General features: G+C 72.4%; 15 protein-coding genes. 7 read left to right on the top strand and 8 right to left on the bottom strand.

The features are described 5' to 3' along the window. The first annotated feature begins 47 nt into the window (after window positions 1-47). The 3 genes from ABEA93_RS32760 to ABEA93_RS32750 are packed head-to-tail and all read left to right on the top strand — an operon-like array spanning window position 48 to window position 2791. Window positions 48-656 carry an NADPH-dependent FMN reductase gene (locus ABEA93_RS32760; RefSeq protein WP_345679519.1) on the top strand — a complete coding sequence of 203 codons (609 nt, stop codon included), beginning with the start codon at window positions 48-50 and terminating at the stop codon, window positions 654-656. Between the two features lie 44 nt (window positions 657-700). Further along, the gene (locus ABEA93_RS32755) at window positions 701-2221 is read left to right on the top strand and encodes an MFS transporter (RefSeq protein WP_345679518.1); all 1521 of its coding nucleotides are present in this window, start codon (window positions 701-703) and stop codon (window positions 2219-2221) included. 9 nt (window positions 2222-2230) lie between these two features. Continuing rightward, window positions 2231-2791 carry an NADPH-dependent FMN reductase gene (locus ABEA93_RS32750; RefSeq protein WP_345679517.1) on the top strand — a complete coding sequence of 187 codons (561 nt, stop codon included), beginning with the start codon at window positions 2231-2233 and terminating at the stop codon, window positions 2789-2791. On the opposite strand, the gene ABEA93_RS32745 is transcribed toward ABEA93_RS32750, so the two are convergent. After that, window positions 2781-3059 (bottom strand): DUF2277 domain-containing protein, encoded by a 279-nt coding sequence (locus ABEA93_RS32745; RefSeq protein WP_345679516.1) that lies wholly within the window; start codon window positions 3057-3059, stop codon window positions 2781-2783. The genes ABEA93_RS32750 and ABEA93_RS32745 overlap by 11 nt on opposite strands. 95 nt (window positions 3060-3154) lie before the next feature. Beyond that, window positions 3155-3661, bottom strand: coding sequence for a winged helix-turn-helix transcriptional regulator (locus ABEA93_RS32740; protein WP_345679515.1), 507 nt, complete (start codon window positions 3659-3661; stop codon window positions 3155-3157). A gap of 151 nt (window positions 3662-3812) precedes the next feature. Here ABEA93_RS32740 and ABEA93_RS32735 point away from each other — a divergent pair, with 151 nt between their 5' ends. Beyond that, on the top strand, window positions 3813-4958 hold the full coding sequence (locus ABEA93_RS32735; RefSeq protein WP_345679514.1) for an acetyl-CoA C-acetyltransferase: 1146 nt from the start codon (window positions 3813-3815) through the stop codon (window positions 4956-4958). Window positions 4959-5052: 94 nt separating this feature from the next. On the opposite strand, the gene ABEA93_RS32730 is transcribed toward ABEA93_RS32735, so the two are convergent. The 3 genes from ABEA93_RS32730 to ABEA93_RS32720 form a co-directional block, all read right to left on the bottom strand. Continuing rightward, the gene (locus ABEA93_RS32730) at window positions 5053-5973 is read right to left on the bottom strand and encodes a branched-chain amino acid transaminase (protein WP_345679513.1); all 921 of its coding nucleotides are present in this window, start codon (window positions 5971-5973) and stop codon (window positions 5053-5055) included. A 192-nt stretch (window positions 5974-6165) separates the two neighbouring features. Next, a complete protein-coding gene (locus ABEA93_RS32725; RefSeq protein WP_345679512.1) occupies window positions 6166-7569 on the bottom strand; it encodes an aminotransferase-like domain-containing protein in 1404 nt (467 codons plus the stop codon). Window positions 7570-7724: 155 nt separating this feature from the next. Further along, window positions 7725-8465 carry an anti-sigma factor antagonist gene (locus ABEA93_RS32720; RefSeq protein WP_345679511.1) on the bottom strand — a complete coding sequence of 247 codons (741 nt, stop codon included), beginning with the start codon at window positions 8463-8465 and terminating at the stop codon, window positions 7725-7727. 396 nt (window positions 8466-8861) lie between these two features. Here ABEA93_RS32720 and ABEA93_RS32715 point away from each other — a divergent pair, with 396 nt between their 5' ends. Both ABEA93_RS32715 and ABEA93_RS32710 read left to right on the top strand, forming a co-directional pair. Then, window positions 8862-10361 (top strand): amino acid permease, encoded by a 1500-nt coding sequence (locus ABEA93_RS32715; RefSeq protein ID WP_345679510.1) that lies wholly within the window; start codon window positions 8862-8864, stop codon window positions 10359-10361. Next, window positions 10358-11263 (top strand): universal stress protein, encoded by a 906-nt coding sequence (locus tag ABEA93_RS32710; protein ID WP_345679509.1) that lies wholly within the window; start codon window positions 10358-10360, stop codon window positions 11261-11263. Before ABEA93_RS32715 ends, ABEA93_RS32710 begins: the two co-directional genes overlap by 4 nt. Before the next feature lie 4 nt (window positions 11264-11267). Here ABEA93_RS32710 and ABEA93_RS32705 read toward each other — a convergent pair whose 3' ends face one another. Continuing rightward, entirely contained in the window at window positions 11268-12350 is a 1083-nt protein-coding gene (locus ABEA93_RS32705; protein WP_345679508.1) for an MBL fold metallo-hydrolase, read from the bottom strand. 337 nt (window positions 12351-12687) lie between these two features. Between ABEA93_RS32705 and ABEA93_RS32700 the strand changes: the two genes are divergently transcribed. Further along, window positions 12688-14130: a WGR domain-containing protein gene (locus ABEA93_RS32700; RefSeq protein ID WP_345679507.1), complete on the top strand. Its 1443-nt coding sequence runs from the start codon at window positions 12688-12690 to the stop codon at window positions 14128-14130. A gap of 103 nt (window positions 14131-14233) precedes the next feature. Here the strand turns inward: ABEA93_RS32700 and ABEA93_RS32695 are convergent, their stop codons facing one another. Next, on the bottom strand, window positions 14234-16261 hold the full coding sequence (locus ABEA93_RS32695; RefSeq protein ID WP_345679506.1) for a phosphatidylglycerol lysyltransferase domain-containing protein: 2028 nt from the start codon (window positions 16259-16261) through the stop codon (window positions 14234-14236). A 555-nt stretch (window positions 16262-16816) separates the two neighbouring features. Next, window positions 16817-17221, bottom strand: coding sequence for an ATP-binding protein (locus ABEA93_RS32690; RefSeq protein WP_345679505.1), 405 nt, complete (start codon window positions 17219-17221; stop codon window positions 16817-16819). Window positions 17222-17345: the final 124 nt, after the last annotated feature.

Here is a 17345-nt window from a genome sequence, read left to right as displayed (position 1 = left end):
GGCGAGGGCGGAACGGCCGCCTGTCGCGAACGACCGAGGAGTACGTCATGACCGCGAACACCACAGCCGCTGCCGCCACTGCCGCCGCCCCGCTCCGCCTGGCCGTCGTCGTCGGGAGCAACCGGGACGGACGCGTCGGCGGCGTGGTCGCCGACTGGTTCGTCGGGCAGGCGCGGGCCGGCGCGTGGGAGGTCGACGTCGTCGACCTGGCCGACACGCCGCTGCCCGCCGTGCTCGTCCCGCCGGGCACGTCGGACGCGCCGGAAGTGGTCGGCCTCGGGGCCCGGCTGGCGGCGGCGGACGCGTTCGCCGTGGTCACTCCGGAGTACAACCACAGCTTCCCGGCGGTGCTCAAGCACGCGATCGACCTGTTCCGCGAGGAGTGGCGCGCCAAGCCGGTGGCGTTCGTGTCGTACGGCGGCATGGGGGGCGGCCTGCGGGCGGTCGAGCAGCTGCGTCTGGTGTTCGCGGAACTCCACGCGGTGTCGATGCGCGACTCGGTGAGCTTCCACGGGGTGTGGAGCCTGTTCGACCAGGACGGCGTGCCGGTCGACGAGGCCGGGACGAACGCGGCGGCCAAGGGGATGCTGGGGCAACTGGACTGGTGGGGCCGGACGTTGCGGGATGGTCGGGCGGTTCGTCCGTACGACGTGTGACCGGTTCGTCGTCCGCTGTCCGTCCTGCTTCGGGGAGTTCTGCCATGTCGGTGAAAACGCCGATCACGCCGGTCCCGCCGCCGGCCGGGACCGCGCGAGCGGTGCGGCCGCGTCCCGGTCTCGCGCTCGCGGTCGTGCTGTTCGGTTTTCTCGTGCTGCCGATGTCCATGTCCGGCACGACGGTGGCGGTGCCGCGGATCGGCGCCGATCTGGGGGCGTCGGGGGCGGCGCTGCAGTGGATCGTCACCGGGTACTTCCTCGCCGCGTCGTCGTTCATGCTGGTGACGGGGTCGCTGGGCGACCTGTTCGGGCGGCGCCGGCTCTACCGGATCGGCGCGTTCGTCTACCTGGCGGGCAGTTTCGCCGCCGCCGCGGCGCCGGACATCGTTGTCCTGGACGCGGCGCGCATCGTCACCGGGCTCGGCGCCGCCGGGGTGATGGCAGGTGGCGGGGCGATCCTGGCGACCACGTTCACCGGGCCGGCGCGGACCCGGGCGTTCGCGGCGATGGGGACGACGTCGGGCATCGGGCTGGCGGCCGGGCCGACGACCGCGGGGTGGCTGGTCGAGGCGCTGGACTGGCGGATGACGTTCGCGCTGTTCGGGGCCGCCGGGTTGGTGCTGGCCGCGGGCACGTGGGCGCTGGCGGAGTCCAAGGCGGAGACGCGGCCGACGGTCGACCGCACGGGCATCGCCGCCTTCATCGGCGGGCTGGTGCTGGTCATGTTCGCCATCACCCAGGGGTCGCAGGCCGGTTGGGGGAGTGCGTGGGTGCTGCTCCCGGCGGTCGCGGGACTCGCGTTGCTGGCCGGGTTCGTGGCCGTGGAACGGCAGGCGGCGCGGCCGATGCTCGACTTGGGGCTGCTGAAGAACCGCCGGTTCACGGGGTGGCTGCTGGCGGCCCTGACGATGACGGCGGGCTTCGGCGGCCTGCTGGCGAACCTGCCGACGTTCCTGCAAGGCGTCAACGGCGCGAGCACCGGCGAGGCGGGGCTGACCATGCTCATGCCGACGCTGCCCGTGCTGGTCATGCCGGTGGTGTCGGCCAGGCTGACCGCACGGGGCTTGGTGGCTCCGCGCGTGCTGATCACCGCGGCGCTGCTGCTGATCGCCGCGGGCGACGCGTGGCTGACCGTGCTGCACCCGGGCATCGGCGCGCTTGGTTTGGCGGGGCCGCTGGTGACGATCGGGACCGGGGTGGGGCTGTGCTCCGGGATGATCGACGCGCAGGCGATGGACCGGGTGGCGCCGTCCCGGGCCGGGATGGCGGCCGGACTGCTCAATACCGTGCGTGGCACGACCCAGGCGCTCACGCTGGCCGTGTTCGGCTCGGCCCTGATCGGCGTGCTGCGCTCGCACGTGGGCGCGGCGGCGGACCGGGTGGCCACCGGGGATCTGCCGTCCGGCGCGGAACACGCCCGCATGGCCGCGGAGTTGAGCGGCGCGTGGCACACGGTGCTGGTGGGCGCGGCCGGGCTCGTCGTGGCGGGGGCTGTGGGGGTCTGGGTGCTGCTGGGGACCGCGAGGGACCCGGCTGTCCGAGCGGCAGCGGCGGACCGCCCGTAGCATCGGCCCATGACCGCACATCCCGTCCGCATCCTGCTGATCAGCGGCAGTCTCCGCGCCGGAGCCGGCAGCACCAGCCTGCTGCAGACGGTGCCGGGCATCGTCGATCCGGCGGACGTGCGGGCCGACATGTACTTCGGCATGGCAGCCCTGCCGCACTTCAACCCGGACGACGACTTCGACCCCGTGCACCCCGCCGTCGCGCAGCTGCGCACCGCGATCGCGGAAGCGGACGCGCTGCTCTTCGCGACCCCGGAGTACGCGGGCAACCTGCCCGGATCGTTCAAGAACCTGCTCGACTGGACGGTCGGCAGCGACGACATCGGCGGCAAGCCCTCCGCGTGCCTCAACACCGCGGGCCCCGGCCGCGGCGGGGGCGCCGACGCCGCCCTGCGCGGCGTCCTCGGCTACACCGGCGCGGACATCGTCGCCGACGCCAGCGTGCGGATCCCCGTCGGCCGGGACGCGATCGACACCGAGCACGGCACCGTCGCGGACCCGGACGCGCGCAAAGCCCTCGCCGCCGCGGTCGAAACGCTGGCGGCGTACGCGCGCGGCGTCAGGCCGTAGCGGCCTCGACGGCTTCGGCCGCCTCGGCGGCCTTGCGGCGGAGCGGCGGCAACGTCGGGGGCGGCTGCTTGCGGGGCGGGAGTTCGCCGAGCAGTTCGGTCGCCGCCTCGGTGACCGCCGTCACCGCCCGTTCGAACGCTTCTTCGGTGGCCGCCGACGTCTTCTGCACACCGCTGATCTTGCGGACGAACTGCCGCGCCGCCGCCTCGATCTCCTCGGCGGTGGCGGCCGGCTCCAACCCGCGCAGTGTCGTGATGTTCCTGCACATGCCAGCCAGCCTAAATCGCCGGACGGACAACGGCAGGGCACCGCACGGCCGGGAGACCGGCGGCGCGTAGCAGCCCCGGCCCCTGCCACCGCTCCTCAGTTGCCCTCCGCCGCGGCCACCGGCCCCCGCCGGTCCCACCCCTCCGCCCGCACGTGCGCATGGACCGTCCCCGCGACGGCTTCCTCCCCGCACGTCCCGCACATCAGTGCCGCGGCGAACTCGTGGTCTTGGTGGGTGTACGCCACCGGTGGTTCGTCGCTCACCCATCGGTCGCCCCACGCCGCCAGCATCTGCAGCACCGGCAGGAGGTCGGTGCCCGGCACCGTCAGGTGGTACTCGAAGCGCGGCGGGCGGTCCTGGTACCGGCGGCGCTCCAGGACTCCGACCGCTTCGAGAGACCGCAGCCGGGTGGTGAGGATGTCGCGCGGTGCGCCGGTGTTGCGGGCGATGGCATCGAAGCGCCGGTTGCCGAGGGCGACCTCGCGGACCGCGAGGAGGGCCCACTTCTCCCCGACCAGGGCCAGCGCGGCCGCGATCGAGCACGGCCGCCCGGGAGTCTGCGGGTGCGGGAGGCGCGGCGCGGCCGAGGCGAAGGAATCCATGCCACAAGGTTGTCATTTCCAACCCACTGGCGCTACCGTCGGACACGTGGTGAGTTGGATTTTCCAACCATCAACCACCCGCAGCACCTTCATGCCGTGACCCGGCTCCTGCCGCCGGCTCGCGGACCGTCCGTCCGAAAGGCGGCACACCATGACCGAGGCGTACATCGTCGACGCCATCCGCACCCCCGTCGGCAAGCGCAACGGCGCCCTCGCCGACGTGCACCCCGCCGACCTGGGCGCGCACATCCTGGGCAGCCTCGTCTCGCGCACCGGCATCGACCCGGCCGCGGTGGACGACGTGGTCTTCGGCTGCCTCGACGTCATCGGCCCGCAGGCGGGCAACATCGCGCGGACGTCCTGGCTGTCCGCCGGCCTCCCGTCCTCGGTGCCCGGCACCACCATCGACCGCCAGTGCGGCTCGTCGCAGCAGGCCGTGCACTTCGCCGCGCAGGCCGTGATGAGCGGCACCGCGGACGTCGTCGTCGCGGGCGGCGTGCAGAACATGAGCATGATCCCGATCTCCGCGTCGCTGCGCGCCGGACGCGAGTTCGGTTTCGCCAACCCCTACGACCGCGCGGTGGGCTGGCAGAAGCGCTTCGGCGGCCAGGAGATCAGCCAGTTCCGTGCCGCCGAACTGATCGCCGAGAAGTGGGGCATCTCCCGCGCCGAAATGGAGGAGTTCGCGGTCGCGTCGCACGAGCGCGCGCTGCGGGCCCGCGCCGAAGGCCGGTTCGACCGGGAGATCGTGCCGTTCCGGATCCGGCACGACGAAGGACCGCGCGTCCCGGACTGGGACAAGATCCGCTCGCTGCCCGCGCTGCGGCCTGACGGCCGGATCACCGCCGCGCTGGCCAGCCAGATCTCGGACGGCGCGTCCGCCACCCTGATCGTGTCCGAACGCGCGCTCCGCGAGCACGGCCTCACGCCGCGCGCCCGCATCCACCACCTGACCGTGCTCGGCGACGACCCGGTGTACATGCTCACCGGTCCGATCCCGGCCACCGCCCGTGCCTTGGAACGCACCGGACTCACCATCGACGACATCGACGTCGTCGAGATCAACGAGGCCTTCGCGTCGGTCGTGCTCGCCTGGCAGCGCGAGATCGGCGCCGACCTCGCCAAGGTCAACGTCAACGGCGGCGCCATCGCCCTCGGACACCCGCTGGGCGCCAGCGGCACCAAGCTGTTCGCCACCATGCTCAACGAACTCGAGCGCACCGGCGGCCGCTACGGCCTCCAGACCATGTGCGAAGGCGGCGGGATGGCCAACGTGACGATCATCGAACGCCTGTGACCGTCCGGCCCTGACCTCCTACCGCCGACGAGAACCCGCCCGCACCCGCGAGGGTGCCGGGCGGGTTCCCGCGTTCCCGCGGCGGGCCGGACGGTCAGTCTTCGACGTACGTCAGCCAGTGCGCATAGCGCTCGTCGGTGCCGGTCACGGCGGCCTGGTAGCCGTCCTGGATCTTTCGGGTCACCGGCCCCGGGGTGAACGCGCGGCCGTCCATCTCGCCGACCGGCACCACGTCGGCGGCCGTGCCGCACACGAACAGTTCGTCGGCGGTGTAGAGGTCGGAGCGCAGCAGGTTCTCCACACGCGTCTCCAGGCCGAGGTCCGCGGCGAGGGTCCGCACCGTGTCCATGGTCAGGCCGCGCAGCGCGCCGGCGGAGGCAGGCGGCGTGTACAGGACGCCGCCGCGCACGGCGAAGATGTTGGCGGCCGTGCACTCGCTGACGTAGCCGTCGGCGTTGAGCAGCACGGCCTCGTCGTAACCCGCGTTGATCGCCTCGGTCTTGGCGAGCGTGGAGTTGAGGTACCCCGCGGTCGCCTTGGCGGCCGGCGGAAGCGCGTTGGGGTCGTTGCGCCGCCACGAACAGGTCTTCAGCCGGATGCCGCGCTCGGCGGCCTCGGCGCCCAGGTAGGCGCCCCACTCCCACGCGGCGATGGACACCGTCATCGGCGCGTCCGGGCGCAGCACCGGCCCCATGTCGCCGTAGCCGACCGCGGCCAGGTGCCGCAGGTAGCAGGAACCGATGGCGTTCGCGCGCAGCAGATCGAGCGTCGCGGTGTGCAACTCGGCGACGCTGTAGGGGAGTTTCATGCCGATGATGCGCGCGCTCGCGCCGAGCCGGACGAGGTGGTCGTCGAGCCGGAACACGGCAAGCCCGCGCGGCGTGACGTGCGCCCGGGTGCCCTCCAGCACGCCGGTTCCGTAGTGCAGGGCGTGGGTGAGGACGTGCACCTTGGCGTCGGCCCAAGGCACCAGTGCGCCGTCCATCCAGATCCAGTCAGCCTCGGGCAGTGCCACGGTCGCCTCCTTGCTCGCCGCGAAGTGGATCATTCATGCGCGGATGAATGGTCCACTCCCTTGAGTGGCACATTACGGCGCGGCTGAATAGTCCACTAGTCGTTGCCCGGAATATGGGATGGCGGACGCGTCCGATGCCCCCAAGGGCACGGGAAACAACGCCGGATGCCGGGGAATCGGCCGGGTCGGTCCTCAGCCCGCGCGGTGTGCCGTCCAGGCGGCCGCGAGCATGGCCACCGCTTCCGCCAGCACCGGCTCGGGCCAGGCGAAGCTCAGCCGGATGCGGTCGTCGCCCACGTCGCTGCCCGGCGGTGCGAACACCGCGCCGGGCGACACCGCGACGCCGTGCCGCATCGCGGTCGCGGCGAACTCCTCGCCGTCGGCGCCCGGCAGGCGCACCCAGAGCGACATGCCGCCCTGCGGCAACGTCCACGACCAGGAAGGGAGTTGCTCGGCAAGGAGGCCGGCCAGGCAGTCGCGGCGGACGCGCAGCCGCTCCCGCCAGGCAGCCTGCCGGACCGCCGCGTCGGGGTCTGCCAGCAGGGCCACCGCGAGCCGCTGGTCGAGCGCCGAACTCGCCAGGTCCGTCCGCTGCTTCGCCACCGCGAGGGGCCCGAACACCGGCCGCGGCGCGGCGATCCAGCCGACCCGCAGGCCGCCCCACAGGGTCTTGGACAGCGACCCCAGGCACACCGTGTGGTCGGGCGCGTAGGCCGCTGCCGACGCGACCGGGCCGGCGTCCTCGGCCAGCACCAGGTCGGCCAGCGTGCGGTCTTCGACCAGCAGGGTGTCCGCGTCCCGGACGATTCCGGCGAGGGTCTTTGCACGGCGCTCGGCGGTGACCGACCCGGTCGGATTGTGCACGGGCATGGTGAACGCGTAGGCGGGCCGGTGCTCGGCGACGGCGTCGGCGAACGCGGCGGGGGAGAAGCCGTAGCGGTCGCCGTCGACCGCGACCGGCACCCCGCCGAACCGCTCGATCGCGGCGAGCATCCCCGGATAGGTGGCGTGCTCGACGAGGACCCGGTCGCCGGGCCGCAGCAGCGCGTCGGCGACCAGGTGGAGCGCCTGCTGGGCGCCCGAGGTCACCAGCAGCAGGTCGGGCCCGTACGCGCCCGGCGCGGCGTGGTCGGCAAGGAGCCCGCGCAGCCGGGAGTCGCCGAGGAAGGCGTAGCCGTCCGCCGGGTGGGCGTCGAGCAGGTCCTCCACCGCCAGGTCGAGCCGCGGCAGCAGCGACGGATCGGGCACCACCGATTTGGCGAGGTCGACGACCACGGTGCCTTCGCGCAGCCAGCGCCGGAAGATCGGCTGCGGCCCCGGCGCGGCGGCCCTGACGTAGGTGCCGCTGCCGTGTCGGCGCTCCACCAGCCCGGCGGCCGCGAGCTGGTCGAACGCGGACGCGACCGTGCCGCGGCTGACGCCCAGTGCCGCGCCCAGCACGCGCTCGGCGGGCAGCCGGGTCTCGGGCCGGAGGTCGCCCGAACGGATCAGCGAGTCGAGGGCGTCGGCGAGGCGTTCGCCGCGCGACCGGCGCTCGTTGCGCCGGGGCCGCCGCAGCCGCTCGCCGACGAGCACGGCGAACCGATCGACGTCCACGCTGACTCCGTCCGTACCGGCGCCCGGGCCGGGGCTGCCGCCCGGCCGGGACGCGCGTCCCCGATCCGGGGCCGTGCCGTGTCCGGCCGCCGTTCGTCGCGGCGGCCGTTTTTACCGACCGCAGCGTACTCGGCCGCCGCCCGGGGCCCGGCGGGTCAGTCGTCGGTCACGTCCACGAAGAAGCCGGTCATCTGCACCGGCTCGCCCGCCGCGTCGAGGGTCACTTCGCCGACCACGGCGACGGTGCGCGTGGTGCCGTCGGCGAGGAGCAGCCGGTGGCGCGAGGTGAACGGTTCGCCGTCCACGTCGCCGCCCGCGAACGTCCGCGGACCGGGGGACTCGGCCGGATCACCCGCGTCCGCGCCCGAGGCCGAGCCGCCGGCCGCCGTGTCGTCCGGGTGCCGCAAGGACAGCATCAGCCGGGTGCTCGGCCGGACGCTGTCCGGCGCGAGGCCGAGGATGCGGTACGTCTCGGGGGACCACCACCACGAGTCCGTCTGCAAGTTCCAGGTGTACGAGCCGGTCGGCAGCCCGGTGCCCGCGTCCAGCGCGGGCACCATGCGGCGCGGCACCGGCAGGATCCCGGTCAGCCCGGTGACCTCCAGCAGCCGCACGACCCGCGGCCCGGCCGCGACCAGGTCGAGCCGGCCGCCCGCGGCCATGGCACTGCGGCGCAGGCGTAACAGCATGTGGATGCCGCTGGAGTCCATGAAGTCCACGGCGGCCAGGTCCAACTCGACGCGGGTGCGTCCGGCGGCGATCTGGTGCGCCGTCAGTTCCTCGATGCGGGGGCCGCTGTCCATGTCGATCTCGCCGCCGACGTGCACGCGGGCGCGATCGGGAGCGGGCACGGTGACCCGCACCGTGAACAAGGGCGGATTTGCGCCCGTGGTCACCAGGGCCTCCTCAGGTGGGTTCCGGAACTGTTCGTGCGCGGGGCGCGCGTGGCGAGGCGCGGCTCGGGCGCACCGGAACCGGCGGAGAGCCGGGCGGGGCGACGGCCGCGCGGGGACGGACGGTTCGGTCGGGACGGGATCCTGTGGCGGCAGGGTTTGGTGACGGCCTTGATGCTACGCCCGAACGGGCGTTTGCAGCCGCTGTTCGAGCGCTGTTCGGTCATCGAGTCCACGCCTTCCCCCATCCCTTGAGGGAAATATGTCATCAAATGCGTTGGGTTCGGTGAAAACCCTCAACAATCGGGCAATGATTCGTTCTCGGGCGGTACCGCCGACGCCTCGCGCGTTCGGGTGACCCGGACCGAGCCGTTCGTCCGCACGCGCCGGGAGGTCCGCTTGTCCGTACACCAGCACGCGCCGCATGCGCCCCGCTGGGGGGTGCTGCGCACCAAACCGGTCGACGCGATCCTCGCGGAGAGCGGCCACGGCGGCGTCGACGGCACGGAAGGCACCGGCCTCAAAAGGACGATGGGTCTCCTGACCCTCACCTTCTTCAGCGTCGGCGCGACGCTCGGCACCGGCATCTTCGTGGTGCTCAGCGAAGCGGTGCCCAAGGCCGGCCCCGCGGTCATGCTCTCCTTCGTCCTGGCCGCCGTCACCGCGCTCTTCTCGGCCCTGTCCTACGCCGAACTCGCGGGCACCATCCCGGTCTCCGGCTCGTCCTATTCCTACGCCTACGCCACCCTCGGCGAAGGCATCGCGTGGGTCTGCGGCTGGTGCCTCCTGCTCGAGTACGGCGTGTCGATCTCCGCCGTCGCCGTCGGCTGGGGCCAGTACGTCAACGAACTCCTCGACTCGGCCTTCGGCGTCAGCCTCCCGGCGGCCATCGCCAACCCGCCCGGCGAGAACGGCGGTGTCGTCAACATCCCCGCCGTCATCGTCGTCGCCCTGGCCACCGTGCTGCTGGTGCGCGGCGTGTCGGAGAGCGCCAAGGCGAACACCATCATGGTGTTCATCAAGCTCGCGACGCTCGCGTTCTTCTGCGCCGTCGCGTTCACCGCGTTCGACTCGGGCAACCTCGCCCCGTTCGCCCCGCTCGGCTGGGCCGGCGTGAGCGCGGGCGCGTCGCAAGTGTTCTTCTCCTACATCGGCTTCGACGCCGCCTCGACCGCGGGTGAGGAAGCCAAGAACCCGCGCCGCGACCTGCCGCTCGCGATCCTGTTCTCGCTGCTGATCGTGACCATCGTGTACGTCGTCGTCGCGCTCGCCGCCCTCGGCGCCATGCCCTGGACGGAGTTCGCCGACGCCGAAGCCACCCTCGCCAAGATCGTCACCGACGTCACCGGCGGCTCGTGGGCGTCGATCATCCTGTCCGCGGGCGCGATCATCTCCATCGCCTCCGTCGTCCTGACCGTGCTCTACGGCCAGACCCGCATCCTCTTCGCGATGTCCCGCGACGGCCTGATCCCGCCGATCTTCGCCAAGGTCGACCGCCGCACCCAGAGCCCCGTGCCGAACACCCTCATCACCGGCTTCTTCGTGGCCCTGATCGCCGCCGCGTTCCCGCTCAAATACCTGGCCGAAGCCACCAGCATCGGCACGCTGTTCGCGTTCGCCATCGTCAACATCGGCGTCATCGTGCTCCGCCGCACCCGGCCCGAGCTGCCGCGCAGCTTCAAGACCCCGCTGTTCCCGCTGACCCCGATCGCGGGCGTCGGCTTCTGCTGCTACCTCATCTCGCAGCTCTCCTCGAAGACCTGGGCGGTCTTCGCGGGCTGGCTCGCCGTCGGCGTGCTCGTGTACTGGCTGTACGGCTACCGGCATTCGAAATGGGGCGACACGCCGCCCAAGACGTGGAACTCCGGCGACGGAGGAGTGCGGGAGCCGCAATCGTGAGCGGCCTGACCGTGCTGGTCGGCTGCATGCCCGACGAACGCGGCGACGACGCGGTCGCCTTGGCGGGGGCGGTCGCCCGGCAGGCCGGGGCCGAGGTCACCCTCGCGTACGTCCAGCCCGACAGCTGGCCGGGCACCGGCGTGGGCGCCGTGGACGCGGAATGGGAGGCGTACCTGCGTGCCGAGGCGGACGCGGTGCTGGGCGGCGCGGAGCGCCGGCTGCGCACCGTCGCCCCGGACGTGCGCTACGACCGCGTCGTCACCGCCCACCGCGGCAGCGGCCGCGGCCTCGGCGAACTCGCCGAACGCCGCGGCGCCGGCCTGGTCGTCGTCGGCTCGGCCCCGCACGGGCGGCCGGGCCGCATCGCGGTCGGCAGCACCGCCGACCAACTGCTGCACGGCTCGCCCGTGCCCGTCGCGCTGGCCCCGTGGGGCTACGCGGCCGCGGTGCCCGAACGCATCACCCGGACCACGCTGGCCTTCCACCGCTCGACCCGTTCGGCGGCCACGCTGAGCTGCGGCATGCTGCTGCGCGACCGGCTGGACACCGACATGCGGCTGCTCACCGTGCTGGTTCGGCCGCCGCGGATGTACTCGGGCCTGCAGCACCGGGGCGTGGAAGAACAGATGCTTCAGGTCGCCCGGGACCAGATGGCCGCGGACCTCGCGGAGGCGGAAGCCGGCCTGCGTGTCGACGCCGTGTGCGAACTGGTCGAAGGCGACGACGTCGCGGCGGCCTTGTCGGACACGGACTGGGGCGACGAGGTGCTGGTCTGCTCGGCCACCGACGCGGGGCCGCTGACCCGGGTGTTCATCGGCGACGTGTCGCTGAAGATCGTGCGCTCGGCGCAGGTCCCCGTGGTGGTGTTCCCTCGGGGAGCCCGCCTGGACGGGTGGCGCTGAAGCGCTACTTGCCGCGCACCGCCGCGATCGCCCGCCACCAGGCCTCCACCGGCTCCTTCGACGCCGGCTCCACGAACTGCCCCGGCCGCGGCACCGCCACGGCCACCCCGCGGCGTTCGCTCTCGGCCAGGACCCGTTCGGCCGGGGCGTGCCACGCGTGCGGTGCCAGGTCGAACGTCCCCCAGTGGATCGGCAGCAGCACCGCACCCGTCAGGTCGATGTGCGCCTGCACGGCCTCCTCGGGGTCGAGGTGCACTTCCGGCCACGCGTCGCAGTACGCGCCCGCCTGGATCATCGTCAGGTCGAACGGCCCGTAGGCGTCCGCGATGTCCGCGAACCCCGGGAAGTAGCCCGTGTCCCCGCTGTGGAAAACCCGGTGCATCGGCCCCGATACCACCCACGACGCCCACAGCACCGTGCCCAGCACCCGCGCGCCCCGATTGCAGTAGTGCCGCGCGGGCGTCGCGGTGAACTGGAGGCCGGCGATCTCCGCCGTCTCGTGCCAGTCCAACTCCAGGATCCGCTCCGGCGGCACACCCCACCGCTCCAAGTGCGCACCCAGCCCCAGCGGCACCGCGAACTGCGTGTCGCGGAGCGCCAACGCCTTCACGGTCGCCATGTCCAGATGGTCGTAGTGGTCGTGCGAGATGACCACCGCGTCGAGGTAGGGGAGTTCCGACCACCCCATCGGCATCGGGTGCAGCCGGGCGGGGCCGAACGCCGCCGACGGCGAGCAGCGCGTGCTCCACACCGGGTCGAACAGCACCCGGCGCCCGTCGATCTCGACCAGCACCGTGGCATGCCCCAGCCAGGTCGCCCGCAGCCCCGACTCGGGTCCGTCCGCGTAGTCCGCCGCGCGGCGCACCGTCAGCGGGATCTCGCCGGTCGGCCGGCGCAGCCCGGCCGCTTCGCGCTGCGCGCGCAGCATGAGGCGCACCGCACGGTCGGTGGAGCGCCGGGTCGGCACCGGATTGCGGAAGGCCCCGTCCACGAAATGCGGCGAACGCCGGACGCGAGCGAGGCGCTCCCCGGCGGGGCGGGCGCCCAGGGCTGCGGGCCACTGCGGCGCGAAGGCTTGCCCGGTCACACGGTCTCCTGCGTGGTACGGGGCGCCGACCCGGCCGCCAGGGGTACCGCACGGACCGTCGTCGCCGATCATCGGGATGGGGGGAGACTAACCCTCAGGCCACGGCTGAAACGTCGTCCACAGGGAGGGCCGTTCCGGGGCCGGTCCTCCGGGTGGAGTAGCCGATTCCGTCCTCCTCCCGGAGCTCAGCGCTTGTCGGCCTCGGCCTCTAGGCTCGTCTCATCGCCGCTCGGGAGTGACGGGATGTCAACTCCTTTATGTGCGGCGGAACTTCCCCAAAATCTGCGGAGATGTCTCCGATATCCCGTATTGCCGAGCAGCCGAGGAGAACGCGGCCATGACGGACTCGACCACGTACCTGGAACTGTCGGAGGACGGCGGAAGCTCGCACAAGTTCTACGAGGTCGTGGTCTCCGGCGCGGACGTGACCATTACGTACGGCCGTATCGGCGACCCCGGCAAGGCCGCCACCAAGACCCACCCGACGGTCGCCAAGGCCGTCGCGGAAGCGGCCAAGAAGATCGGCGAGAAGAAGCGCAAGGGCTACGAGGAGGCCGTCCGCGGCGTCCGCAAGCGCCGCTCGGTCACCCGCCGCCCCTCGGTCCCGACCTCGTCCTCCTCTGCGCGCACCCCGTCCAACGTCAAGCGCGCCCCGGTGCTGTGGAAGTACAACTCCGGCTCCCCGGCCTTCGGCGTCTTCGTCGACGGCGACCGCGCCATGGTCGGCAACGAACGCGGCGACGTGTGGACGCTCACCCACGAGGGCGAGGTCGTCAACCGCTACAAGCTCCCCGACGGCGTGAAGTGCATCGTCGGCGACGACTCGTGGATCTACGCCGGCTGCGACGACGGCAACGTGTACGACATCGGCGGCAAGGCCCCGCGAGTGGCCTACGAGATCGCCGACGACATCGACATCTACTGGCTCGACATCCACGACGGCACCCTCGGCGTGTCCGACGCCAACGGCGGCATCACCGCGATCGACCACGAGGACGAGTCGCTGTGGGCCGAGAAGGGCCGCGGCACCGGCGCGTGGATGGTGCGCTGCGACGCCGGCGGCATCTACTACGGCCACTCGGCGGGCGTGGAGATGTTCACCCGTTCCGGCGAGCCCAAGTGGTACCGGAAGACCCAGGGTTCGGTGCTGTTCGGCTGGCAGGAGCGCGACGACGTCTACGCGGGCACGTCCAGCAGCAAGGTCCACCGCATCCGCAAGTCCGACGGCGAGATGCTCGCGACCTACGACTGCAACGCGTCGGTCTTCAGCTGCGCGACCGCACGCGACGGCGAGTACGTGTTCGCGGGCGACAGCTCCTCGTCCATCTACTGCTTCAAGGCGGACGGCACCCGGCTGTGGAAGCTGTCCACGGGCTGCGGCGCGGCGTACTCGATGCAGTACCACGAGGAACGCCTCTACATCGTGACCACCGGCGGCCAGCTCGCCTGCATCGACGTCAGCGAGGCGGCCATCCAGGCGGCGCAGGGCGGCACGGTGCCGCAGGTGCGCGACGTCAAGCTCGCGACGCTGGACGCGGTCGTCCCGACGAACGACGTGGCGACCACCACGGACGCGGGCACCGGCGTCGTCGTCGAATGCATCGAGACCAACGGCCGGCTGCGCGTGCACGTGGTGTCGGCGGGCTACGAGTCGGGCTGGAACGTGCAGTTCCCGAAGAGCGTCCGGGTCGTCGGCGCCCGCTACGTGGTCGACGCGGTCCGCGAGTCCGGCCAGGGCGGCTTCTACCGCGCGCACGGCGAGATCAAGCGCCTGGTCTGACCCGGTCCGAAGCCGCGGCCGCTCCGCGGGCAAAGGCCGAGGCCCGGCACCGACCTCCGGTGCCGGGCCCCGCCCGTCGTCCGCCGCCTGCTCGCCGCAGGCCTCAGTCCTTGCCGCGGTTGCGCCCGGCGTTGCCGCCCGCCTTGCTGCCGACCGGCTGCTTCGGCTCGGCGGCCTCGTGGCCCGCGGTCTGGTCGGCCGCCGGGTCCGAGGGCTTGCCTGCGGGCTTCTCACCCGACGCCTCACCCGACGCCGTCCCCGACCCGCCGGACTTCCCGGTGGCCTTCGCCGTGGCGGCCTTCGCCTTGCCCGTGGCGGCCTTGGCCTTGCCCTTGACCTTCGCCGCCATGCCGCGCTGCGCTTCCGCGATGTGCGCGACCTTCTCCTCGTGCCGGCGGCCGAACAGCGACGGCAGGCTCGGCGCCTCGAGGAAGCCCTCCGCGCGCGCCGACGCCAGGCCGATGCGCGGCAGTTCGCTGGCCTTGCGGAAGCACAGGTAGCGCGGCTCCCAGATCGGCCGGTACTTGGCGTTCGCCCGGTACAGCGACTCGATCTGCCACCAGCGCGAGAAGAACGTCAGCACGGCCTTCCACAGCCGCAGCACCGGGCCGGCGCCGAGCTTCGAGCCGCGCTCGAAGACCGAGCGGAACATCGCGAAGTTCAGCGAGATCTGCTCGACGTCGAACTGCTTCGCCTGCGCGATCACGTCGAGGATCATGAACTCCAGCAGGCCGTTCTCCGACTCGCGGTCGCGGCGCATCAGGTCCAGCGAGATCCCGTGCGGGCCCCACGGCACGAAGCTCAGCACCGCGCGCAGCTTGCCCTCGCCGTCGGTGCACTCGACCATCAGGCAGCGGCCGTCGTCCGGGTCGCCGAGGCGGCCCAGCGCCATCGAGAAGCCGCGCTCGGTCTCGCCGTCCCGCCAGTGGTCGGCGAGGTCGAGCAGCTCGCTCATTTCCGCTATCGGGATGTCCTCATGGCGGCGGATGCGCGTCGTGTACCCGGCGCGCTTCACCCGGTTGTACGCCTGCCGGACCACCCGCATCGCGCGGCCGTCGAGGCTGAACTCGTCGACCTCGACGATCGCCTCGTCGCCGAGTTCGAGCGCGTCGAGGCCGTGCCGGGCGTAGATGGTGCCGGCTTCCTCGCTGGCGCCCATCACGGCCGGGACCCACGCGTTCTCGCGGGCTTCCTCGAGCCACGGCTCGATGGCGCCGGGCCAGGCCTCCGGGTCGCCGATCGGGTCGCCGGACGCCAGCGACACCCCGCCGACCACGCGGTAGGCGACCGCGGCCTTGCCGCTCGGCGACCACATGACGGCCTTGTCGCGGCGCAGGGCGAAGTAGCCGAGCGAGTCGCGCTCGCCCCACTTGTCGAGCAACTCGCGCAGCCGGACTTCGTCTTCGGCGCGCAGCAGCTCGGTGCCCTTGGGAGCGCGGAAGAGGACGTAGAGCACGAGGAGGAACAGGAGCGTCGCGGCGACGTTGATGACGATGTCGGTGGCGCGCGGGACCAGGATCTTGCTGTCGAACTCGGCGTCGCGGGCGAGCGTGAACAGCCGCAGGATCGTGTACCGGATCTTCGTGCCGACCGACGCCTCGCCGATCTTGTCGGTGAGCGAGACGAGGACGGTGCCGAGGCCGACGATCAGGGCCAGTCCGGTCAGGGCGACCGCGCCGGCCTTGAAGACGTTGCCGTGCTCGCCGCGGGCGTAGAACTCGCGGCGGCCGAGCGCCAGCGCGATCACCGGGATCAGCGTGATGCCGGCGGAGATCCAGTTGAACGGGTGCTGCCGGAAGTCGGGCAGCGCCGCGAGCACCCACACGTAGAGCGCGAAGGTGGGCAGCATCAGGATCGCGGTGAACATCCACGCGACGCGTTTGCGGCGGTTCAGCATGACCGCGAGGAAGGTCGCCAGCGACGCCGTGGTGAAGCTGGTGGTCAGCAGGAACGGCGTGAAGTACTCGCCGGAGTTGTGGTGCCGGACGCGGTTGCGCAGCGGCACCATGATCGCGGACAGCAGGTCGAACGTCGCCACCAGCCGCAGGTACCAGATGAGCACCCGGGACGCGGCGTACTGGACGCGGTCCGCGCGGGTTGTCGGCTCGCAGGAGGGTTTGCTGCTGCTCATGCCCTCACCTCGGTGCCAAGGGCGTGAGGCTGGTGGAGGTTCATGGGGGACAGCTCCTCAAAGCGGGCGTGCCGGCAGGGCGACGTCCCGCGGGATCCGCGGCTTACCGGACCGGGCGGGGGATTTGTCCGCGATTCTGCGGACGCTACGAGCGTAGGACGCAACAGCCTGTCTGCTCGTGAGCACACAGATGTAATCGTCGTCATCCGCAAGGAGGATGCCCTATACGCCGTACGGAGTACCAGAGGGGTTCCGTACTCACTCGGCAGTACGCCGCGAAATACCGGCATCACGCAACATTCTCCCCCACATGCCGCCGCACCGCCGAAACCGTGCGCCGGCCGCCTGCATCACCGTCGTTCGGCGGGCGCCCCTCCCCGGATGCCCCCGAATGTCCGGCCTATGGAGCGGACGGTACGTACGACGCACCCCGAACGCGGAGGGTTGCATGCGTTTTTCCTCCGGATGATCCCCCGGATGCCGCGCCGGGCGTTTCCGGTCCTGCACATGCCGTCGGCCCGGCCCCGAAGCGGGGCCGGGCCGACGGAAGGGGGATTACAGACCGCCGAGGCCGCCCAGCCCGCCGAGCGCCGAGGTGGCCGCCGCGGGGGCGCCGATCGGCGACTGGACGTGCGCCGGAGCCTCCACGGGGGTGCCCGCGGCGGGTGCCGCCGCCGCGGGCTGCCCGGCGGGGGCGGCCTGGGTGGCCTCCGTGGCGGCGGGCAGCGCGTTGTCGACGGTCTTGCCCGCCGACTCGGCCGAGTGGCCGACCGCGTTGGTGGCGCCCGGGAGCTGGTCGGTGACCGTGGAGGGGTCCGGGGCGGTCAGCCCGTTCAGCCCGCCGAGGCCGCCGAGCGGGTTGTCCGCGGCGTGGGCCGACGCAGCGCCCATCAGCGGCACCACACCCGCCGCGGCGATCAGCAAAGCGGTCCGGGCCACGCGGCGCGTCTTGGGGGACATCGTGCTCCTCACGGTCGAACATCGGTTCATCGGTTGCAGCAGATGCCGATCCCATTACGGGAACGGCACAGTGCCTACCGCTCGACCGGGCGGGGAGATGCGGGTGGGCCGGGCAAAGGCTTGG

Origin of the sequence: Yinghuangia aomiensis (genome assembly GCF_039542225.1) — a bacterium.
In the GTDB taxonomy this organism is placed as follows: Bacteria; Actinomycetota; Actinomycetes; order Streptomycetales; family Streptomycetaceae; genus Yinghuangia; species Yinghuangia aomiensis.
Note: the sequence above shows the minus strand (reverse complement) of the source record. Positions and strands in the feature narration are given on the sequence as shown.